We start from the raw sequence: 21,046 nt of genomic DNA, 5'->3' as shown, positions 1-21,046 counted from the left end.
CTGGCACAACTGATGCCGTAGGGGGCCGTCCACCCCATCAGGCGGCAACACGGTACACGCGGAGACATGGGCCCCGGCTCTGCAGCGCACCGCCGAAGGGGCGCTGCGCTGCGTCCGGGGCACGGCAGCGAGGATGCCCAAAACAAAAAAACGGAGGCCTGAGGCCTCCGTTTTGCGTTCGCTACCCGTCACTCGCTATTTGCCGCTCACCCCAGCCGGCCCGCCGCATGCGCCAGCAGCGTGTACACCAGACCCGTCTCGGAGGTCAGGTGGCTGCGCAGCTCCTGCGGGCCGCGGCCGTCGCGGGCGACTTCGTCGAGCAGGCGCTCGAACTCGGCGACGTAGCGGTCGACCGTGCCCTTGAAGTTGCGGTCGGCGCGGTACTTGCGGGCGACCTCGTCGAAGGCCTTCTGGCCGGCGGGCGTGTAGAGGCGCTTGGTGAACGCCTTGTTCTCGCCGCGCTGGTAGCGGTCCCACATCTCGGCGGCGAGGTTGCGGTCCATCAGCCGGCCGATGTCGAGCGACAGCGATTCCAGCGGATTGCTGCTGGCCTGCGGGGCCTGCGGCTGCGGCGCGGGGCGGCCACGGGGAGCCTCACGTCCGGTCGGGGCGCCCTGATTGGCGTCGGTCCGGCTGAGCAGGTCCGACAGCCAGCCGTCACGGCCCTGGTCGTTGCCGGAAGGCGCGACCGGCGGCGCTTCGGTGCGGCGCGCGGCCGGCATGCCGAGATCCGGCGGCGGCAGCGTGGAGGCGCTGCCGGTGTCGCGCATGCGGGTCTCGGTCGCGCGAGCGGCCGCAACGGCCATCACCGGCTCTTCCTGGCGATGCACGGCGACGGAGGCGCGGCCCGCCGTGGTGACGTCGAGGCCGCGGCCGTGCTGGGCCACGATGCGGTTCAGCTCGGCGAGCGCCTCGATCTGGTCGACGATCACCTTGCGCATTTGCGCGGTGCTCTCGGCGGCCTCCTGCGGCATCTCGAGCACGCCGCGGCGCAGCTCGTTGCGGGTGGCTTCGAGCTCGTTGTGCATCTCGAGGGCCATCTGCTTCATGCTGGCGACGAGGTTGGTGAACTTCTCGGTCGACTGCTTGAACATCGCGTCCGCCTCGTCGGTGGTCTGGCGGTAGATGTCGTGCATCGCCTCGATGGTCTGGCGGTGCTCCTCCTCGGAGGCCACGCGCACCGCCTCGAACTGGCGGGTGATCGCGGCCGAGCCGGCGCCGGCGGTCTCGGCGACGACGCGGGCGATGTCGCGGGCGCGCTCCTCGGCCGCGGCCAGCGATTCATCGAGCAGGCCGGTGAAGCGCGACAGCCGCTGGTCGAGATCGGCGGTGCGCAGGTCGATCGTGGTGACCAGCGATTCCAGCGCCTGCTTGCGCTCGGCGAGCGAGGCGGTGGTGTTCTTGTTGCTCTGCTCGACGACCTGGGCGGCCTCGACCAGCGCCTTGCCGTGCGCGTCGAACTGGGTCGACAGCTCGCCGAGATCCTGCAGCGCCTTCGTGGTCTTGCTGTTGAAGACGTTGAGCTGCTCTTCCAGGTTCTGCGTCGCCGCGCCGTTGCGCGAGGTGACGTCGTTCATCGCCGAGACGAAGTCGGCGACGCGCGTCACCAGCGCCCGCTCGAGCGAGTTGAGGTTGTCGTGCGCACCGGTCAGCACTTCCTGGAGCAGGATGTTGCCTTCGCGCAGACGCTCGAACAGCGCCACGGTGTCGGTGCGCAGGATCTTGCTGGTCTCCTGCATCTCGGTGACGGCCGCGACCGAGACCTGGCGCGACTGGTCGATCGCCGAACGCGAGGCCTGCTCGAGGTCCTTCAGCGACTTGCCGACAGCGCTGGTGGCGATCTCGCTCGCCGCGTTGATGGTGCGGGCGACTTCCGAGCCGTTGCCCATCATGGTCTGCGAGAAGGCCTGGCCGCGCGTTTCGATCGACTTCAGCGCGTCCGAGGTGACGCGGTCGATGTCGAGCGTGAGCTGGCTGGTCTTCGAGCCGATCGCGTCGACCAGCGCGCCGCGCTTGGCGTCGATCATGTTCGACAGACGGTCGGCCTGCTGCTGCACGTAGGTGACGATCTCGTCGGTCTTGCCGGTCATGGCCTGGCCGAAGCTGGAGCTGGCAGCGAGCACCGAACGTTCGACGTCGGCCGAGCTCGACTTGACCCGCGAGCTCGCCTCGTTGGAGGCCGAGATCAGCGCGTTCTGGGCGTTGAGCGCGCTGGTCTGGATGTCGTTGGTCGCGTTGGCGGCGGCCGCGCTCAGCGTGCGCTCGATCTCGGTCGAGATCGTGCGGATCTGGCTCGCGGCGTCCGCTGAGGTCGAGGTCAGCGAGGTCTGGGCCTCACGGGCGCTGTTGAGGATGGTCGAGGCGGTGTCGGCGCCGACCGCGGTCAGCGTGCGCTCGATGTCGGTGGTCAGCGACTTGATCTGGGTCGCCGCGTCGGTCGAAGCCGAGATCAGCGTGCCCTGGGCCTCGCGCACGCCGCTGGTGAGCGCCTCGATGGTGGCGCCGCCGGCAGTCGCCAGCGCGCGCTGCATCTCGGCTGCGAGCGAGCGGACCTGGCTGGTCTGCTCGGCCGAGACCGTGAGCAGGGTGCTCTGGGCGTCGCGGGCGCTGGTGGTGATGGTCTCGGCGGTCGACTGGCCGACCTGCGAGAGCGAACGATGCACCTCGGCCGCGAGCGACTTGACCTGGTTGGCTGCCTCGGACGACGCCGTGACCAGCATGCTCTGCGCTTCACGCGCGCCGGCCGTGATCGTTTCGGCGGTCGAGGTGCCGGCCATCGAGAGCGAGCGCTGCACGTCGGCGGTGAGCGACTTGACCTGGGCCGCCGCATCCGCGGAGCCGGCGACCAGCGTGTTCTGCGCCTCGCGTGCCCCGGTGGTGAGGATCTCGGCGGTCGAAGTGCCGGCCATTGTGAGCGAACGCTGCACGTCTGAGGACAGCGCCTTGATCTGGTTGGCGGTCTCGCTCGAGGCCGCGATCAGCGCGCTCTGCGCGTCGCGGGCGCCGGCGGTGATCGATTCTGCCGTGGTGGTGCCGGCCAGCGACAGCGAGCGCTGCACGTCGGCCGTCAGCGTCTTGACGTGGTTGGCCGCGTCCGAGGACGCCGTGACGAGGGTGGTCTGCACCTCGCGGGCGCCGGCCAGGATCGAGGCTGCGGTGGCCGAGCCTGCCGCCGAGAGCGTGCGCTCGACGTCGGCCGCGAGCCCCTTGATCTGGGTGGAGGCTTCGCCCGACGCCGCGACCAGGGTCGACTGCGCCTCGCGGGCGCTTGTCAGGATCGAGTTCGCCGCACCGGTGCCGACCGCGGTCAACGCCTGTTCGACCTCTGCGGAGGTCATCTTGAGCTGGGCGTTGACGTCGGAGGAGACCGTCATCAGCGACTGCTGGGCGGCGCGTGCGCCGGTCTGGATCGTCTCGCTGGTGTTGACAACGAGGTTGGTGAGCGAGCGCTCGGCGTCCTCGACATGCGAGCGGATCGCGGTCGAGATCATTTCGGCGCGGGACATCATGTCCTCGCTGGCCTGGCGGCCGCTGCTCTCGATGCGGCCGGCAACGGCCTCGACGCGCGAGCCGAGCAGGTCCTCGAACTGCGCCACGCGCACGTCGATGTCGCTCGCGACCGAGCCGACCTTGGTCTCGATGGCCTGCTGGATCTCCTGGAAGCGCGCGGTGACCGTGTCGGTCAGGTGCATGCTGCGGCCGTCGATGATCTCGGTGACGCCGGTGATGCGGCGGTCGACCGCTTCGATCGCCTGCGCGGTGCCGTCGGTGAGCGTCGAGGTCAGCAGCGTCAGGCGCGTGTCGATCGACTGCACGGCCTGCGATGCCCCGTTCGTCACCGCGGTGGTCAGGTAGGTGAGGCGGGAGTCGATCGATTCGAGCGCCTGCGTCGCGCCGCCGGTGAGCGTCGTCGTGAGATGCGTCAGCCTCGTATCGATCGACTGGATGGTTTGCGACGCGCCGTCGGTCAGCGTGCTCGTGAGGTGGGTGAGGCGGCTGTCGATCGACTGGATCGCCTGCGCGGCGCCGTCGGTCAGCGACGAGGCGAGCGTGTTGATGCGTCCGTCGATCGTCTCGGTCATCGACTTCGCACGGCTGTCGAACGACTGCTCGAGCGCGGTGACGCGGCCGCCGAGCTGCTCGTCGAAGGTCTTGATGTGGCCTTCGATCGTGGAATCGAGGCCGGAGATCTTGCCGTTCAGCGAGGCGTCGAAATTGCTGACGCGTTCGCCTATAGTGGTCTCGAACTGCGCCAGGCGCTGGTCGAGGATCGCGGTGATCTCGCCGCCATTGGCGGTGAAGCGGGTGTCGAAATTGTCGACATAGGTCTTCAGCGACTCATGGATGTCCTGCGTGCGCTGGCCCATGCGCTCGACGATCTCGCCGCCGAAGGTCTTCACGGTGCGGTCGAACTCGGAGATGTGGCGCGTGATCAGGGCGCCCAGCGTGCCGGAATCGCGGGCGAATTTCTCGACCAGCTCGGTGCCCTGGTTCCTGACCAGTTCGTCGAACGCGCTCATCTGCAGCGACAGCGAATCGTGCGCGGTCTCGGTCTGGCTGACGACCTTGGCGACCAGGGTGTTGACGGTGGCGTCGAGCGCCTCGCTCGCCTTGTCGCCGCTCGTCATGATCTGGCTGGCGAGGCGGTTGCCGGCGTCGTCGATCTTGGCGGAAAGGTCATTGGAGCGCAGCTCGAGCTCGAGCAGCAGCGAGTCGGACGAATTCTTCAGGCTGTCGTGCACCTGCTCTGTGCGCTCGGAAATGCCGTCGACGATCGCAGCGGAGCGCTGCTCGAATTCGCCGGTGATGCGGTCGATGCGCTCGTTCAGCATCTCGTGGACGCGGTCGGCGAGGTCGACGAACTCGTCGTGGACGTGCCCGGTCTTGAAGTTCAGGCTGGTGGTCAGCCGCTCGCTGGCGTCGAGCACGGCGCGCGTGGTCTCGTTGCTGGCCTCCTCGAGGCGGTCGAGCAGGTCGCCGCCGCGCTCGCCGAGCGCCAGGATCATGTTGTCGCCGGCATTGCTCAGCGCACTGGTGATGTGGGCGCCGCGCTCTTCCAGCGCGCCGGTGATGGACTTGGCGACCTCGTCGACGCGCGAGGCGATCGCGTCCGAGATCAGCGCGATGTCGTGGCGCAGATCGATCTGCACGCCGGAGATGGCGCTGCGGACCTGCTCGGCCTGGCCGACCAGGTTGTCGCGCTGATGCGCGATGTCCTGGAGCAGGGCGCGGATGCGCACTTCGTTGTCGGAATAGGCGCGTTCGAGCGCCGCGACCTCGTTGGCGACCAGCGTCTCGAGCTCGCCGGCGCGCGCGATCGCGCGCTCGATGCCGTCGCCCATCGCCGCGACCTCGCGGCGGATGGCCTGGCCGACGGTGACCATGGAATCGGAGGCCGAGCCCTCGGGCTCGGAGAAGCGGATCGCGACCTGCGCCATCGCCTGCGCGATCATGCGCATTTCCTGGCCGCGCCAGACCAGGCTGGCGAGGAAGTAGAACAGCATGATCGGCGCGAAGAACATCGCGATCAGGCCGGCGATGACGAGCACGCCGCCGCTCTGGCCCATGGCGGCCTGGATCGAGGGCAGGAAGCCGAACGTCAGCGCGGCACAGGCGGCGAGCCAGACGCCGGCGAAGATGGTGGCGAAGGTATAGACGCTGCGGGCAGGGCGGCCCTTCTGCAGCGCCTGCAGCAGCTGGCCGATGGTCTCGCGGTCGTCGTTGGCGGCGCGACGCGAGGCGCGCGGCTCCTCGACCGGGTCGAACACGGTCGAGCGTTCGTTCGCGGCAGGGCGCGGCTCGAAGCTCGGCTCGTCGAAGGCCGGAGGCGTCACCGGGGGCGCCGTCTCGCTGCGCATCGCGGCGTTGCGGCTGGTATCCGCAGCGGTGTCGCTGATGTTGAGGGCTTCCTGAATTGCAGAAAGCGCGACTTCTGTGGGGTCTTTGACCTTTTTCGGAGTGTTCGCCATGTTCAGTCCGAGCCCTCGTTACTTGTACGCGTCCCCCCGCGAGCCCTGCGCCCTGCGCAAGCCCACAGACCGGATCATGCCGCTTGCGCGGATCTCCGAGCCGTCCCCACCCGGACGGCTTGTCCGCCAATTTCCGCAACATCCTATTGGCAGAGCGTCGCGAATGAAATGCCTGCGATTAAGACATTCTTAATCATCGTTAACAGGATCGCGCCGTAACGCCTTAGCAATAAATGAAATTCTCCACCGGACTCGGCCGATTGCGGCAACTTTTCGTCAATAAACGGGCAGAACTGCGTCTGCGACCCCAAACATTTCGTTAACCATTTCCATGCTTGGGTGAGGTGAACTCACCGCCGGACCGGCGGAACCGTCGCGCGATGCCGGGGCCTTTCGCCATGACGCCTGAACTGCAACGGATGGACTGGATGCCCTCGCCCCCGCTTGCACCCATCGACAGCGCGCTCGACCTCGACCATCTCTCCCGGATGACGCTCGGCGACGCCGAGCTGGAGCAGGAAGTGCTGGCCATGTTCGCCGAGCAGGCGGTGCGCCTGGTGGCGGCGATGGCGGGCTTGCCGGCCGAGGCCGGCGCGCTTGCCCACAAGCTCAAGGGGTCGGCGCGCGGGATCGGCGCCTTTGCGGTGGCCGATGCCGCCGCGAGCCTGGAGACCGCGATCCAGATCGGCCATAACGAGCGCCACGCCTTCGCCGCGCTGAAGGAGGCCGTGACCGAGGCTCGCGCCGCCATCGAGGCGATCCTGAAGGCTTGAGGCCGCGCGGCCGAGCCGGATACCAGGCTCTTGTCTTAGCCTCTTGTTTTGACGCATTTTCTTGCCGTAAAGCGGCATTCACTTCGCATCAAAACCCTATGGCGCCGGGCTGATCGACCCGTTATAGGACAGCCCGGACCCTCCTTCATTCCCAGCACCGCGGCAACACGAGCACACATGGCCAAGATTCACTTTGTCGACCACAAGGGCGAAACCCGCACGGTGGAAATCGAGAACGGCGCAACCGTGATGGAAGCCGCGATCCGGAACAGCATTCCCGGGGTCGAGGCCGAATGCGGCGGCGCCTGCGCCTGCGCGACCTGCCATGTCTATGTCGACGAAGCCTGGCGCGAGAAGGTCGGCAGCCCGACCCCGATGGAAGAGGACATGCTCGACTTCGGCTTCGACGTGCGCCCGAATTCGCGCCTGTCCTGCCAGATCAAGGTCACCGACGACCTCGACGGTCTCGTCGTGACGACGCCGGAACGTCAGGCCTGATCGTCCCTCGAAAGACTAACCGCTCGGCGGCGCGACCTCGATGCCGCGCTTGTGCCAGGGTCTGAATTTCTCGATCACCTCAGGGGTCAGCGGGGCCGGCCGGCGCGTCGCCTCGTCGAGCAAGACGCCGACCGACGTCGCCGAGGCGACGCATTTTCCTTCCGAGAACACGACCTGCTCGAAGGTCACGGACGTGCGTCCCAGCTTCACGACGCCGAGGCCGAGCTCGATGGTGCCCGGCCAACGCAGTTCGGCGCGAAAATGCATGTCGAGGCGCACCATGATCCAGGCGAGGCCCGGTGGCGTCAGGCCGTATTCCGGCAGCTTCATCAGCGTAACGCGGCCGGTCTCGAAATAGGTGGCGTAGACCGCGTTGTTGACGTGCTGGTTGGGATCGAGGTCGCCGAAGCGGACGTTGTCGCTGAGGCGGTAGGGAAAGTCCTCCAGGCGCGGCGTCGTATCGAGGCGACTTGGTGCGTTCACCGATTGATCTCCGTCATATCCTTGCTGGTTACAGCCCAGTTATGCTGCCCCTGCAAGTGGGCGCGGCCGCGGGGCGCTCCCGCTTTTATGCCTTCCCTGATCCATCCCCGTTGGCTAGACAGGCAAGGGTCACCTCGGCCCAAAGGGCGCCGTCCAACAGATAGCGACAGACAAAGAGACGACATGAGCGACGCGATCAAAACCGATGTGCTGATTATTGGCGCCGGCCCCTGCGGTCTGTTCGCCGCCTTCGAGCTTGGCCTTCTCGACATGAAGGCGCATTTCGTCGACATCCTCGACAAGGTCGGCGGCCAGTGCGCCGAGCTCTATCCGGAAAAGCCGATCTACGACATTCCCGGCATTCCGCAGGTCTCGGGGCAGGGCCTCACCGACGCGCTGATGGAGCAGATCAAGCCGTTCCATCCGACCTTCCATCTCGGCGAGATGGTCGAGACCGTGGAGAAGATCGGCGATCCCCTGTTTCGCTGCACCACGGACGCCGGCAAGGTGTTCGAGTGCAAGGTGCTGGTGATCGCGGCCGGCGGCGGCTCGTTCCAGCCCAAGCGTCCGCCGGTGCCGGGCATCGAGGCCTATGAAGGCACCTCGGTGCATTACGCGGTGCGCAAGATGGAAACGTTCCGCGACAAGAACGTGCTGGTCGTCGGCGGCGGCGATTCCGCGCTCGACTGGACGCTCAATCTGCATCCCATTGCCAAGCGCATCACGCTGCTACACCGTCGCGACGAGTTTCGCGCGGCGCCCCACAGCGTCGAGCAGATGCGCGCGCTGGTTGCCGGCGGCAAGATGGATCTGAAGCTCGGCCAGGTCACCGCGCTGTCAGGCGCCGACGGCAAGCTCACCGGTGCCACCGTCAAGGGCAACGACAACAGCATCACCGAGGTCGCCTGCGACACTATGCTGCCGTTCTTCGGGCTGACCATGAAGCTCGGTCCGGTCGGGAACTGGGGCATCGCGCTGGAGAACAATCTGGTGCCGGTCGAAACCTCCGCGTTCGAGACCAACGTGCCGGGCATCTTCGCAATCGGCGACATCAACACCTATCCCGGCAAGATCAAGCTGATCCTGTGCGGCTTCCACGAGGGCGCACTGATGTCGCAAAAAGCCCATCGCTACGTCTATCCGGAGAAGCGGCTCGTGTTCCAATACACGACCTCGTCCTCCAGCCTGCAAAAGAAGCTCGGTGTCAACTGACGGCGACGGGGGCGGCAAGGCATGCCCCATGTTTCTGGTGCTGGAACCGTTCGCGAAATCGCCGTAGTCTGCGGCCATTCCGGTCGTGGAATAGCAAGGTGATCTCATGCGGAATTTCTCCAGCCTTCGGCTGCTCTCCTTCCTCGCGCTCGCATTGTCGCTCGCGACGGTGAGGCCGTCTGCGGCGCAGACAGCCGAGCCCACGGCGGCGGGCCTGTGGCAGAAGGTCGAAGACGGCAGGACGGTCGGATGGTTTCTCTTCGTCGACCGCAACGGCGTCTTCGAAGGCGTGATCGCAAAGACCTTCCCGCGCCCCGGCGACGATCCGAACGAGGTCTGCAGCAAGTGCACCGATGACCGCAAGAACGCGCCGGTGCTCGGCATCTCCTTCGTCCGCAATATGAAGCGCGAAGGCTTGAAGTACGAAGGCGGCAACGTGCTCAATCCGCGCGACGGCCAGATCTGGAAGGCCAACATGAAGGTCAGTCCCGACGGCCAGACCCTGACGCTGCGCGGCTATCTCGGCATTTCGCTGCTCGGCAAGGACGAGACCTGGACGCGTCTGCCTGACGCCAACATCGCCCAGGTCGATCCCGCCATCGTGGCAAAATATCTGCCCGCCCAGGCCGCGGCCACCAAGCAAACGGCGCCCGCGAAGAAGGGCGGCGCGATGATGGCACCGGCGCCGAAGCAGTAGAGCCGTTGGGCGTGTCATAAGCGCCCGACCGATGTCCGCTTTTCCCCGCGAGCGGGGCAAACGCGGACTGGAGCCTGAAGTCCGGGTCGGGCCTGATTATGTTGCAAGTCGCTGTGACCGAAGCATGCCCGTCTGCTATTTGGCAAAGTGGATCCGACCCTGACGCTCTCTGCGCGATGCACACAGCGTGAGCGGGTGGAGGTCGCGCGACGAGCGAAGACAAGCGAGGCACATCCCGGGCGTGCTCGGCCAGCTTAAGGTGCCTGCCGAATGCAAACGAGCTTAAGATGGTTGATCCTGATTGCCGCGCATATTCGCTAATGCCGCAATCGCCCAGCCGAGAATCGCGGCAGCGCCGATCCAAATCAGGAAGTCGCTCCATCTTCCGGCGAAGCCGAGGACGAGTCCCGGCATCAACATCGCCAGCAGGAGCAATCGCCGGATGCGCGGGCGCACGGTGATGCCGTTACGACGCCTCCGATCAAGTCTTGCAAGGATCGCGACGCAGACGGCGCTGAAGAAAGCCGCCCCTAAGCCGAGCCAGCCGAGCAGCATCATTCGGCCGACTGCATGATGGCGCCCGCGCCGAATGTCGTTTGTTCGCGACGGCGCAAAGACAAGCCAGCCGAGACTACGCACACAAGGCCGCCGAGCACTACCAGTCCATCCATTACGGGTATCGCGCTCTGGCCTGCCGCGAGCGCCGCGTTCCAATCGGGTCCTCCAACGGCAGTGCGCAACACCGGGATCACGACCATCAAAATGCCGGTCGCGCCGAATAGCAGCGGCGGGACTCGTTCGACCGAGCGCATCACTATCGCGGGAATCAGCGCAAGTGCGGCCGCAATCAGAAAGGCCACAGGAGTCCAGAACACCGTGGCGAGCGACGGCAGGCTGGCAAAATAAGCCACGGCTGCAACCGTCATCGCGAATGGCAATCCGCCACCCACCCAGGCCGTGGCGCGGCCAAGCCCACGCCAGCCACGTTGATTGGAGCGACGACGAACCCATAAATTCAAACCGCTCCATGCGACGTACGCGCTTGCAGCACCCAGCGCGAACCATACCGAACGCGACCACCAGCCGGCAAAATTGCCAAAGTGAACTGGGCCGATGAGGCCAAGAAGCGACGCCCCCCAAGACGGCTTCAAGCCGATGATCGGCCGCTCGCGGATCAACTGGCCGGTCGATCCGTTGTAGATCAAGCGCATCGCCGTCAGGTCCCCGCTCCGCGGCGTCGGAAAGACCGTGATCCGCGAATCGGCGCGACCACGGTTTTCCCATCCTGCACTCATCAGCGGGGCACCGGCACGGTGACGCGCATCGGACAGTATGCGATCAATGTCGGCGATTGCCGCCGGACGGGCGTCGACGCTATTCAAGCCATTCAGCGTCGTGACCATTTCGCGCACATCGCCTTTGAAAGCGATTTTCGCCAACATCGGCAGCGCCACGGCGATGGCAAAGCTGAGATACGCGCCGGTGAAGGCCAGCACGAAGGCGTGTGGCAACGTCCATGTCCCCGCGACGGAATGCAGATCGCGCAGGCCGACAAGCCGATCGCGTCCGCGCATCAGGAAGATGTCCCGGAACAGATGCCGGTGCATCAGGATACCCGAGACCGCCGCCACCAGCATGGCAAGACCTAAGATGCCAGTCAGGATCAGTCCCCACGGATTGGGCACGTGAAGACGCACGTGAAGATCCACATAGAAGCGTCCGAGCGCGGCGTGGGGATCATTGGCCGCAAGTTCGTTCCCAAGTCCTTCCTGGCGCGAGATCACGCTTTCGTTCGGTCCGATCTCGTACAGGACGCCGCGCTCGCGGCGGACGCCGTTTACAGTTTCATCGGCATGGAAGAACGCATGCACGTTGCCGGCCGGTGTGGCTCGAAGACCGAGGTCGTCACGAAACTCCTCAGGTGTTTGCGCTTCGAGCCGCGCCAGCACAGCGCCGAGCGGTTGGTTCAGCGGATCGCTGATACCGAGCAATCCGCCCGACCAGGCTTTGATCTCGTTCGAGAACACCGCCGCCATGCCCGTCACGATGACGACGTAGAGCAAGAGGCCTAACACGGCGCCGGCCCAGCCATGGACCGCTACCAGCGTCTTGGTTTCGGGTGCTTTCAGATTGATCACATGCTTCTCCCCGCGAGCTAACCGGCAAACATGCGGTTTAGTGCGATTGCGTGAATGGCGGCGATGACCGTCATTGTAATCGCAACGCGGCCGAGGTTCCGATCCAGCAGGGCATAAAAGAAGATGATGCCCCAGATCGCGGGCATGAAGAACAATGGAAACGCGATGTGGTCAACGCCTCCGGCGCCTTTCGGCATCCAGAACGGCATCACGGACAAGATCAGCGCCGTGAGTGCGAGCGCGCACGGTCCTGCCAGCAGGGCCCGCAGCCAGGGATGCCAGCGGCTGCGATCCCGCACCTTTGAATGCGACGCTGCCAAACGGTGGACCTCGCCTCAAAAATTAAACGTGGTCGACATCAGATAGGTGCGCGGCGCGCCGAGCGAGACTGCGCTGCTGACCGTGCGGTAAGAGTTGTAGTAGGCCACGTTGAAAACGTTCTCGACGCTCGCGCGAACGACAATGGGCTTGCCGTTCCACGGCGAAGCAAAGGTATAACGTGCCCCGACATCGACCCGCGTCCAGTCAGGCAGCACTTGTGTGTTGGCATCATCGGCAAAACTTTCGCCGGTGTAGATGACCCTGCTCGTAAGCGTCAGGCCATCGACGAAAGGAGTGTCCCATTCAGCGCCGATATTGAGGTTCACCGTCGAGATGCCGACCGGTGTCCTGCCGTTGTAGTTGAATGTGACGCCGCCCGGGTACGCGTACCTTTGGGAAACCACCTCGCCGTTGATGATCGTCACACCGCCGAGCACCCGAAACCAGGGAGCCAATTCACCGAACGTGTAGAGTTCGATGCCACGGTTGCGCTGTTCGCCGACGAGGCTTCGTGCAGGCAGCCGCCCCGCCACAGGAACCGACGATGCGTTCGGGGCCGTGATATCGAAGTAGGAAGTGGTGAATGTAATGCGACCCACATCGATCTTGGCGCCGGCTTCCAGTTGTTTGGTTTGAGCGGGCGGCAGAATTTCGCCGACGTTCGAGTATGTTGTCGCTCCAGAGACTATTTCCGGCAGCTTAAGGCCTTCGATGTAGTTCGCGTAGAGCGAAACATTCTCGACGGGCTTCACGATGATTGCGTAGCCGGGGCTCCATACCGAGCCTTCGATATGCGAGGCGGTCGGCGGCGTCAGAAAAGTCTGGCTGTCCGCACCGACCGATTGCCGCCGCGCGCCCACGATGAGCTGCAGGCGGTCGCCGAACATCGACATCGTGTCGGCAATGCCGACGCTTCTCATATTTGTCTGGGTTTTCAGATTCTGCACGATGGTGGTGAAGTTCGGCAGCGGGCTCGGAATGGGGTTGTACAGATTCGAATTGATGATACCGCCGGACCTGCCGAAGGACGTGTAGTCCCGGTCGAACGTCGAATAGTTCATCGTGAAGAGATGCTTGACAGGGCCGGAGTTGCCGGTCGCGCGAAAGCCGATGTCGCTCGCGTAGTTCTCGAAGATGTCATACCCCTTCAGAGCGGGATTTGACCAATTTCCAAGGCCACCAAGGTTGGTGATGCGCGGCGATACGTACTGAAAATCGACGTCGCTCCGGTGATAGCCGCCGGCAGCGTAAACGGTGAGCCAGTCGGTCATGTCGACCTCGACCCGTGCCATCGTGAACGAATCCTTCGTCTTCCAGCTCGCCCAGTCCGGCATGTAGTTGGTGCCGGGCCGAGGCGGAGGCGGCACGGGAATGGTGAACGGGAAGGGCGGGCTTGACGTAAACGTCAGGAAGCGCTGCGGCGGCGTGAGATTTTCGGCCTGGTAACCGAGATCAACGGAGACTCGTGCACGCTCGCCGCGATAGTCCATATTGAGGACCGCGTTTCCAAGCTCGTCGGTCTGACGGTCGATCGCGGTGTTTCCGCCTCGCCCGCCGCCGTTGAAGCGAATGCCGAACTCCTTGTGCTCGCCGTAGCGACGCGCCACGTCGATGAAAGCACCGAACTGTGATTTGGAAATGTACACGCCGGTAAGTTGGGTGATGTCGAAGTCGGGAGCTTGCTTCGTTACCAAGTTTACGCTGCCGCCGATTGCGCCCGCCGGCGGCATGCCACCGAGCATGACGCCGGGCCCTTTAAGAAGCTCGACGCGCTCGAGATAATTGGCCGACGTCGAATACGCAGGCGCCATGCCGTAGAGGCCGTTCATCGCATAGTCGCCGGCGTCGTAATAGAAGCCTCTTATGTAGAGGCCGTCGACGCCGTTGCCGGAAGGTGTCTTGCTGCGGACCGACGGATCGTTGGCAAGCACATCGGCAACGGTGCGCGCCTGCTGATCCTGCATCAGTTTGGCGGTATAGCTGACCTGGTTGAACGGCGTATTCATCACGCCGCGATTGCCGAGAAAGCCGAGCTGCGAGCCAGTGGCGACCTGACCGCCAGCATAAGGAGCCGGCGGAGCACCCAGTGCGCCGGTGGCCGGCGCGACATAAGGCACCGGCTCGACCTGACGAAGTGCAGCCGGAGGGATGCGGCGCTGTGGAGTCGTAGCTGCTCCTTGAGTCCGTTGAGCCTGGCGCGCGCGAGGAGCCGCAGGCTTCGGCGCCTCGACTTGGACCGGCGGAAGGACCGATTGCGCAAGAACCGTCGTTGCACATCCTATGGATTGGGCCGCGAGAGCGAGATGGCTTACGGCGCCCAACAAAGCCGCTCGACGCAAGAGTCCGCACCAATGTACACGCGACATCCCAAACACCCCCAAGCACCGCTGATCCCAGAGCCGATCTGGCCTTACCATGCTGGATATCGTCGGGCATCGGGACGGCGGTTAGAACCACTCAAAACAAACGACTCTGTCAAAGTCTGTTGCGTGATTGCGACTATCGAAGTTGGTCCGAGCGATCTCGCGCGGTAAGGACCCAGCGATGGAAGAACTTGGGAAAGGTCTTTCGCGAAATCTCGATCGTGCGAGTCCGTGACCGCTCACGCTTACGAGGAACGGTCTTCGCCAGCACATTGCTGTTCCAGGTCGAGGCCGGGTATAGCGATCAACAAGCGGAACAATTCTGTTGTGGTCGCAGAACCTGACATCCGCGAGTTATGAGTACACGCCGCGTCCCCGCGCAGCATGCGGACGGCGGATGGCAGCGTTCGCCCTAGCCGTGACCACTTCGACTGCGGGGCGTCATGACGCACAAGCGCTTGCCATCCGGTCGGCGCGGAGCATCGAACCGGACGACGACAAAGCCAGGTTCAGTGCGCTTGATCGTTCGAACCTGCGCTCGCGAGCTGCTTGATCCGCGGCGACAGCACGGAAAGCTGTACGGGCGAGGCCGGCATGCCGGCGACGATCATCGCAGGCGCCGCCGACTGCTCCTCCACGCCGGCGCCGCCGAGCACCCGAACCTGCGTCGGCGTGATCGGATACGACGTCACTTCGTAGGAGGGAAGCTCACCGGCCAACGCGGCCGAGCTCGCAATCACGGCGCCGGCGATGGCAATCATCGAGAGAAAACGCATTGGAAAAGCTCCGTTGAAGATGTCAATCGGAGGTTTGGTCGTGGCGATGCAGGAACAGGTTCGCTCGCGTGCGAACAATCGTGTGGCCGCGAGCGCATCTATTTGATTGCGTGATGCGACAGGATGAAACGGCGACGAAATCTACCGTGTCAATGCTTCCGGACGGTTTCGCGGCATCGAGCGACGCAGCTCGCAGCTAGCCGGTCTGCAGCTCCAGGTGCGGAGATCGGGTCGACCCTGCGGTCACGGGAAAGCGCAGGCTCATGGTCGTGCCGCGGCCGGGTGCGGAGGAGATGACCAGCTCGCCGCCATGGGCGGCCATGATCTCGCGGACGATCGACAGGCCGAGGCCTGCGCCGTCGCCGGCGTTGTTGCCGGTCTGAAACGGCTCGGTCAGCCCTTGCTCGACGCCGTGCGGCAGGCCCGCGCCGTCATCGTGAATCGAGATGCCATCGCGGCTGAGAGTGGCGGTGATGCGTCGCGCGCCACGGGCGTGGATGAGGGCATTGCCGACGAGATTGGCGAGCGCGCTGCGCACCGCCGCGTCCACGCCCTGCACCATGACCGGATCGTGCCCGGCCTGCTCCAGCGCGAGCTCGATGCCGGCGTCGAGCGCCGAGGGGCCGAAATCGGCCAGCACGTCCCGGGCTATTTCGCCGACATCGATCGGTCGCGCCTCGATCGCATGGTTTTGCAGCCGCGCCAGATCGAGCATGGCGGAGACCAGCGACGTCAGGCGGCGGATGTCGCGGATCAGCTCGGCTTTCAGGGCCGGCTCGGATACGTCCTCGACCTTGGCCCGCAGCAGCGTCAGCGGCGTGCGGAGCTGATGGGCGGCATTGCCGAGAAAGCGGCGCTGCATCCTGATATAGGCGTCGATCTCGCCGAAGGCGCGGTTCAGCGCCTCGACCAGCGGCTTCAGCTCGCGGGGCACCTCGTGCAGGGAGATCAGGCCCTGCGGTGCCGCAGGATCGATCGCGAGCGCGCGAAGCGCCACCCTTTCGATGCCGCGCGAGACGAAGCGTGCGGCCAGCGCCGCGCCGACGGCGACGGTCGCGGCAAAGGCCAGCGCCAGCAGCGAGATCGAAAAGATGCTGCGGATGAGAAAGTTTCTTGCCATCCGGCCGAAACGGACCTGAGGCTCGCCGATCATCATCGCGAGCTGCAACGAGCCTCTTTGCACGACGGCGAGGCAGAAGGTGCTCTTCTGGTCGAGCGTGTTGAAGACCGAGGAGCCAACGGGCCCGTGATAGGGAAACGCGAAGGGGAGGGCCGGCCGGCGTTCGCTGCCGTACTCGGCGATCATGTCGCCTGCGGACACGACGTACCAGAGATTCGGACTGTCCGCCTTCAGCTCCTGGAGGGCGGGGGTCGAGCGCACCGAGAGGCTCTGCCCGTCGATATCGGTGGCGTGGTCGAGGACCGCAGCCACGACCCGGCAAGCCCTGAACTCGCGCTCCTCCGTCGGATAGCGCCAGATGAACAGGCCTAGCATGATCAGGAAAATCGTCGTGGCGGCGACGCCGAGCGAGATGGCGAAAGTCCGGGCGATCGACGTCATCGCGGCGTCGCCAGGCGCAGGATGTAACCGATGCCGCGCATGCTTCGGATTTCGACATCGCCGCCGAGCTCGGCCAGCCTCTTCCTCAGGCGCGAGACCTGCGCTTCGAGCGTATTGGACTCGATCTCGTCGTCGAAGCCGTAGATCTCCTCGATCAGGGCAGTGCGGGTGACGACGCGGTCGCGGCGCATCAGCAGCGCGCAGAGGATCAGCGCTTCGCGCCGCCGCAGCAGGATCCTGGTGTCGGCGACGACGGCCTCGTTGCTGCCGAGATGCAGCTCGACATTGCCGAGCGACAGCACCGACGGCGCAAGCAGCCGGGGACGCCGCAGCACCGCCCGCACCCGCGCAAGCAACTCCTGCGGCTCGAACGGTTTGCCGAGATAGTCGTCGGCACCGCCGTTGAGGCCGTCGACGACGTCCTCCTTGGCGTCCTTGGACGTCAGCATGATGATCGCGGGACGCTCCGGCGACTGGCTCAGCGCCGTCACCACCTGGAGCGCGTCCCCGTCGGGCAGCATGCGGTCGACGATCGCGAGATCATATTTGAAGTTGTTCAGTGCCTGACGGGCATCGGTAATCGAGCCGACGATGTCGACGATTCCGTGCAATTGTCCGAGCAGGCGGCTGACATAGGCGCCGATCTGCGGTTCGTCTTCGATCACGAGGGAGCGCACGCGGGTTGTCCTTGAACTCTGCTGGGTGACACAACCCCGAGCGTGACTCTCCTGGCCGAAGTCTGGCGTTTCGGCTCGTCGCAGGGTTCCCATTAAGGCAGCCAGCTTGTCGAATAAAAGGCAGAGCGCAGGGAGCTGACACATCCCGTCGCTCAAAGTTCGGCCGCATGCGGGCGTCCCGGCAATGTTCGGGCAATGTTGGTTTGCGGCGCGCGACCCGCACACACAGGCTGCGGATTGGCCAGCGGGCTCCCGCCTTGCAATCTTGGGGCAATTTTGCCGGACCACATGCTGGGGCTCCGAACCACAACAGTCGACCAGGCCATAAGGCCGGTCCGGGGCCCCGTAATGACTTATCCTGACGAAGCCGCTCTCCGCCTCACGGTGACTGCGCGGCTGACGACCGCCGTGCTTGCCGCGCTCGGCACGACCCTGACGATCCCTCAATCCGCATCGGCGCAGACCGCGGCAAAGACCGCGTTCACGCTGCCGGCTCCTCCATTTGATCTGCCGATGCTGCCCTCGCCGACTGGAAACTGGACCGTCATGGTCGGCATCGGCGGACAGTACATGCCTGATTTCGTCGGATCGAAGAACGGCAAGTTCATGCCGATCCCGATCTTCTCGATTCGCCGCGCCGGATCGATCGATCAGTTTCGGGGGCCGCGCGACAGCGCCAGCATCGCGCTGCTCGACGTCGGCAATTTTCGCGCGGGACCTGCGTTCAAATACGTCGCCGCGCGTAAAGCCGACAAATATGCCGAGCTGACCGGCCTCGGCGACGTCAAGGCTGCCTATGAGCTTGGCGGCTTCGTCGAATATTACCCGGTCGACTGGCTACGCTTGCGCGGCGAATTGCGCCACGGCATCGGCGGCCACACCGGCGCGGTCGCCGACGTCTCCGCCGACGTCATCGTGCCGCTGATTCAAAGGCTGACGATCTCGGCCGGCCCGCGCTTCACCTGGAAGAGCAGCAAGGCGACCGCGCCTTACTTTGGCGTCGATGCGGCGCAGGCCCTGGCATCGGGATTGCCGATGTACGATGCGAAGAGCGGCGCGCACTCGGTCGGCTTCGGCAGCCAGATCTCCTATCGCATCAATCCGCAGTGGGAGGTTCACGCCTATGTCGAATACGAGAAGCTGCTCGGCGATGCCGCGGACAGCCCGCTGGTGAAGCTGCGTGGGTCGTCGAACCAGACGACGGTCGGGCTCGGCGCGTCCTATTCGTTCGATTTCAGGATTCGGTAGCCCGCCATGCGCCGCATCGCATTTCTATGGATCGGCCTCGCGGCCGCTTGCGTCGCGCTCGGCGCCGCCGCGGCATTCGAGACCCGCGCCAGCCGTATTCAGGCGATCAAGACGGTCGGCATCGTCTCCGCCATCGGCGAGGAGATGAGCCTGACGCAAGCCGGTCTGACCCGGCCGGACGCCACCGCGCAAAGCCTGTCGATCAGCGCCTGGACGCTGGACGAGTTGATCGTCCAGCAGGCAACCAGGCTGCTGGACGGACGCTTTCGCGTGCAGCCGGTGAGCTACAGGCGCGCCGCTTTCGCCGCGATCAGGGATTCGGCGGTGGCGCCGGTCAATCTCCTGCGCAGCGATCCGTTCAAGGAGCTGGTTCGCAGCGACGTCACCCCCCAAGGGTTGGACGCGTACATCGTCATCACCCGGGCGCGATCGAAACTTGGAAACGGCCGCAGCGTCGAGGGCGTCGGCCTTGCCCAATACCGGACGCTGCTTGCGGATTACGGCCTGATCCACGCGCTGTACGAAGTCCGCGTCATCGACGGCAAGTCGTTCAACGTGATCGAGAAGCGGGCGGCCGGGCCGCTCGACAATACCGGCACCGTGCAGCTGGCCGGGCCGAGCGGGCCGGTCGACGAGGCGCTGGGCGCTTCTGCGTCGAGCGAACGCTTGCGTGCGGCAGTCGTCGACCTCATTGCGCGCAGCCTGCCGGTCACCTTCGGTGACATGCACTTGATCGGGGGGCCGTGAGGGCGGCTCGTGGGCGTTCAGGTCACCGGCGCCGGATTGAACAGCGTGAGATCGTTGTGGATGCCCCAGCGGTCCGACCATGGCTGGGTGCGGCCGGAGGCGACGTCGAGGATCAGTCGGAACAGGTCCCAGCCGCACTCCTCGATGGTCTTCGCGCCGGTGGCAATGCTGCCGGCGTCGAAGTCGATCAGGTCCTTCCAGCGCCGCGCGAGCTCGCTGCGGGTGGCGACCTTGATCACGGGCGCAGCCGCAAGGCCGTAAGGCGTGCCGCGACCTGTGGTGAACACCTGCAAGGTCATGCCGGAGGCGAGCTGCAGCGTGCCGCAGATGAAGTCCGAAGCCGGCGTTGCCGCAAACAGCATGCCCTTCTGCGTCGCCTTCTCGCCGGGCGAGAGCACGCCGGTGATCGCGGATGATCCGGACTTCACGATCGAGCCGAGCGACTTCTCGACGATGTTGGCGAGGCCGCCCTTCTTGTTGCCGGGCGTGGTGTTGGCGCTGCGGTCGGCGCCGCCGCGGGCGAGATAGGAATCGTACCAGGCCATCTCGCGCACCAGCGCGCGGCCGACGTCCTCGTTGATGGCGCGCCGGGTGAGCAGCTGGATGGCGTCGCGCACTTCGGTGACTTCCGAGAACATCACGGTGGCGCCGGCGCGTACCAGCAGGTCGGCGGCGAAGCCGACGGCGGGATTCGCAGTGACGCCGGAGAAGGCGTCGCTGCCGCCGCATTGCAGCCCGATGACGAGATCGGAGGCCGGGCAGGTCTCGCGCTTGCGGGCGTTGAGCACCTTCAGCCGCGCCTCGGCCTGGGTCATGATGGCGTCGACGATCGCACCAAAGCCGTCAAAGGCTTCGTCCTGCATCCGCACGATGGCATCGCTGACGCCCTCTGGCACCAACCGCTCGGGCGCAAGCTTCTCGCAGCCGAGGCCGACGACGAGGATCTCGCCGCCGAAATTCGGGTTGAGCGCGAGGTTCTGCAAGGTGCGGATCGGCACCACCGCGTCGGGCGCATTGATGGCGACGCCGCAGCCATAGGCATGGGTGAGCGGCACGACGTCATCGACACCAGGATATTTCGGCAGCAGCTCGGCGCGGATGCGCTTGACTGCATATTCCATCGTGCCCTTGACGCATTGCACGGAGGAGGAGATGCCGAGGATGTTCTTGGTGCCGACCGAGCCGTCCGGATTGCGATAGCCTTCGAAGGTGAAGCCTTCGAGCGGCGGCAGCGGCGCGGGGACGGCGGTGGAGATCTCGAGCTTGTCGAGGTCTGGGGCCTCCGGCATGCGGATGCGCGCCTCGTCCACCCATTCGCCGGCGAGGATCGGCGACATCGCGTAGCCGATGATCTCGCCATAGCGGATGATCGGCTGGTCTTGCGCGATGTCGACCAGCGCTGTCTTGTGCCCCTGTGGCACGAAGGCGCGCAGCGTTAGTCCGCTGGCGAAGCGGGAGCCGGCGGGAAGCCCGAAATCATTGACCACGATCGCGACATTGTCGCGCTCGTTGAGCTTGATGTAGCGGGGCTGCTCTTTCGCTGCGACGTCCTGGTCCATGGGGGGACTCCGGGATTTGTAGAA

At 65.2% G+C, this 21,046-nt stretch carries 16 protein-coding genes; 6 read left to right on the top strand and 10 right to left on the bottom strand.

Features of this window, described 5'->3' with window-relative positions; all coding sequences use genetic code 11:
- Positions 1-206: 206 nt before the first annotated feature.
- Positions 207-5,969, bottom strand: a complete 5,763-nt coding sequence (locus WI560_RS21975) for a negative regulator of septation ring formation (RefSeq protein ID WP_375304825.1) — start codon at positions 5,967-5,969, stop codon at positions 207-209.
- A 398-nt stretch (positions 5,970-6,367) separates the two neighbouring features.
- Here WI560_RS21975 and WI560_RS21970 point away from each other — a divergent pair, with 398 nt between their 5' ends.
- Together WI560_RS21970 and WI560_RS21965 are read left to right on the top strand one after the other, a co-directional pair.
- Complete coding sequence (locus tag WI560_RS21970) at positions 6,368-6,742, top strand: Hpt domain-containing protein (RefSeq protein ID WP_375304824.1); 375 nt, start codon at positions 6,368-6,370, stop codon at positions 6,740-6,742.
- Positions 6,743-6,919: 177 nt separating this feature from the next.
- Complete coding sequence (locus tag WI560_RS21965) at positions 6,920-7,240, top strand: 2Fe-2S iron-sulfur cluster-binding protein (RefSeq protein WP_028137518.1); 321 nt, start codon at positions 6,920-6,922, stop codon at positions 7,238-7,240.
- A gap of 15 nt (positions 7,241-7,255) precedes the next feature.
- On the opposite strand, the gene WI560_RS21960 is transcribed toward WI560_RS21965, so the two are convergent.
- Positions 7,256-7,723 (bottom strand): thioesterase family protein, encoded by a 468-nt coding sequence (locus WI560_RS21960; RefSeq protein WP_257196289.1) that lies wholly within the window; start codon positions 7,721-7,723, stop codon positions 7,256-7,258.
- 183 nt (positions 7,724-7,906) lie between these two features.
- Here WI560_RS21960 and WI560_RS21955 point away from each other — a divergent pair, with 183 nt between their 5' ends.
- Together WI560_RS21955 and WI560_RS21950 are read left to right on the top strand one after the other, a co-directional pair.
- Complete coding sequence (locus WI560_RS21955; RefSeq protein ID WP_375304823.1) at positions 7,907-8,935, top strand: NAD(P)/FAD-dependent oxidoreductase; 1,029 nt, start codon at positions 7,907-7,909, stop codon at positions 8,933-8,935.
- Between the two features lie 106 nt (positions 8,936-9,041).
- Positions 9,042-9,632: a DUF2147 domain-containing protein gene (locus WI560_RS21950; protein ID WP_375304822.1), complete on the top strand. Its 591-nt coding sequence runs from the start codon at positions 9,042-9,044 to the stop codon at positions 9,630-9,632.
- 282 nt (positions 9,633-9,914) lie between these two features.
- On the opposite strand, the gene WI560_RS21945 is transcribed toward WI560_RS21950, so the two are convergent.
- From WI560_RS21945 to WI560_RS21915, 7 genes are all read right to left on the bottom strand, one after another.
- A complete protein-coding gene (locus WI560_RS21945) occupies positions 9,915-10,190 on the bottom strand; it encodes a hypothetical protein (protein WP_375304821.1) in 276 nt (91 codons plus the stop codon).
- Positions 10,187-11,770: a PepSY-associated TM helix domain-containing protein gene (locus tag WI560_RS21940; RefSeq protein ID WP_375304820.1), complete on the bottom strand. Its 1,584-nt coding sequence runs from the start codon at positions 11,768-11,770 to the stop codon at positions 10,187-10,189. Before WI560_RS21940 ends, WI560_RS21945 begins: the two co-directional genes overlap by 4 nt.
- A gap of 17 nt (positions 11,771-11,787) precedes the next feature.
- A complete protein-coding gene (locus WI560_RS21935) occupies positions 11,788-12,090 on the bottom strand; it encodes a hypothetical protein (RefSeq protein ID WP_375304819.1) in 303 nt (100 codons plus the stop codon).
- A 15-nt stretch (positions 12,091-12,105) separates the two neighbouring features.
- Positions 12,106-14,208: a TonB-dependent receptor gene (locus tag WI560_RS21930; protein ID WP_375304818.1), complete on the bottom strand. Its 2,103-nt coding sequence runs from the start codon at positions 14,206-14,208 to the stop codon at positions 12,106-12,108.
- Positions 14,209-14,963: 755 nt separating this feature from the next.
- Positions 14,964-15,230: a hypothetical protein gene (locus tag WI560_RS21925; RefSeq protein WP_375304817.1), complete on the bottom strand. Its 267-nt coding sequence runs from the start codon at positions 15,228-15,230 to the stop codon at positions 14,964-14,966.
- A 196-nt stretch (positions 15,231-15,426) separates the two neighbouring features.
- Entirely contained in the window at positions 15,427-16,791 is a 1,365-nt protein-coding gene (locus tag WI560_RS21920; RefSeq protein ID WP_375304816.1) for a sensor histidine kinase, read from the bottom strand.
- Positions 16,788-17,468 carry a response regulator transcription factor gene (locus WI560_RS21915; RefSeq protein WP_375304815.1) on the bottom strand — a complete coding sequence of 227 codons (681 nt, stop codon included), beginning with the start codon at positions 17,466-17,468 and terminating at the stop codon, positions 16,788-16,790. The genes WI560_RS21920 and WI560_RS21915 overlap by 4 nt, the downstream gene beginning before the upstream one ends.
- A gap of 348 nt (positions 17,469-17,816) precedes the next feature.
- Here WI560_RS21915 and WI560_RS21910 point away from each other — a divergent pair, with 348 nt between their 5' ends.
- Positions 17,817-18,716 (top strand): MipA/OmpV family protein, encoded by a 900-nt coding sequence (locus WI560_RS21910; RefSeq protein ID WP_375304814.1) that lies wholly within the window; start codon positions 17,817-17,819, stop codon positions 18,714-18,716.
- Positions 18,717-18,722: 6 nt separating this feature from the next.
- Complete coding sequence (locus WI560_RS21905; RefSeq protein ID WP_375304813.1) at positions 18,723-19,463, top strand: hypothetical protein; 741 nt, start codon at positions 18,723-18,725, stop codon at positions 19,461-19,463.
- A 17-nt stretch (positions 19,464-19,480) separates the two neighbouring features.
- Here WI560_RS21905 and garD read toward each other — a convergent pair whose 3' ends face one another.
- Positions 19,481-21,022, bottom strand: coding sequence for a galactarate dehydratase (garD, locus tag WI560_RS21900; RefSeq protein WP_375304812.1), 1,542 nt, complete (start codon positions 21,020-21,022; stop codon positions 19,481-19,483).
- Between the last annotated feature and the right edge of the window lie 24 nt (positions 21,023-21,046).

This window comes from Bradyrhizobium sp. A11 (assembly GCF_042077125.1).
GTDB classification, from domain to species: Bacteria; Pseudomonadota; Alphaproteobacteria; order Rhizobiales; family Xanthobacteraceae; genus Bradyrhizobium; species Bradyrhizobium japonicum_B.
Note: the sequence above shows the minus strand (reverse complement) of the source record. Positions and strands in the feature narration are given on the sequence as shown.

Bases quoted from the DNA above. Each gene is read 5' to 3' on its own strand.
- WI560_RS21965 (WP_028137518.1), top strand. From the start codon at position 6,920: ATGGCCAAGATTCACTTTGTCGACCACAAGGGCGAAACCCGCACGGTG.
- WI560_RS21955 (WP_375304823.1), top strand. From the start codon at position 7,907: ATGAGCGACGCGATCAAAACCGATGTGCTGATTATTGGCGCCGGCCCC.
- WI560_RS21910 (WP_375304814.1), top strand. From the start codon at position 17,817: ATGACTTATCCTGACGAAGCCGCTCTCCGCCTCACGGTGACTGCGCGG.
- garD (WP_375304812.1), bottom strand. From the start codon at position 21,022: ATGGACCAGGACGTCGCAGCGAAAGAGCAGCCCCGCTACATCAAGCTC.
- WI560_RS21925 (WP_375304817.1), bottom strand. From the start codon at position 15,230: ATGCGTTTTCTCTCGATGATTGCCATCGCCGGCGCCGTGATTGCGAGC.
- WI560_RS21950 (WP_375304822.1), top strand. From the start codon at position 9,042: ATGCGGAATTTCTCCAGCCTTCGGCTGCTCTCCTTCCTCGCGCTCGCA.
- WI560_RS21970 (WP_375304824.1), top strand. From the start codon at position 6,368: ATGACGCCTGAACTGCAACGGATGGACTGGATGCCCTCGCCCCCGCTT.
- WI560_RS21905 (WP_375304813.1), top strand. From the start codon at position 18,723: ATGCGCCGCATCGCATTTCTATGGATCGGCCTCGCGGCCGCTTGCGTC.
- WI560_RS21975 (WP_375304825.1), bottom strand. From the start codon at position 5,969: ATGGCGAACACTCCGAAAAAGGTCAAAGACCCCACAGAAGTCGCGCTT.
- WI560_RS21920 (WP_375304816.1), bottom strand. From the start codon at position 16,791: ATGACGTCGATCGCCCGGACTTTCGCCATCTCGCTCGGCGTCGCCGCC.
- WI560_RS21945 (WP_375304821.1), bottom strand. From the start codon at position 10,190: ATGATGCTGCTCGGCTGGCTCGGCTTAGGGGCGGCTTTCTTCAGCGCC.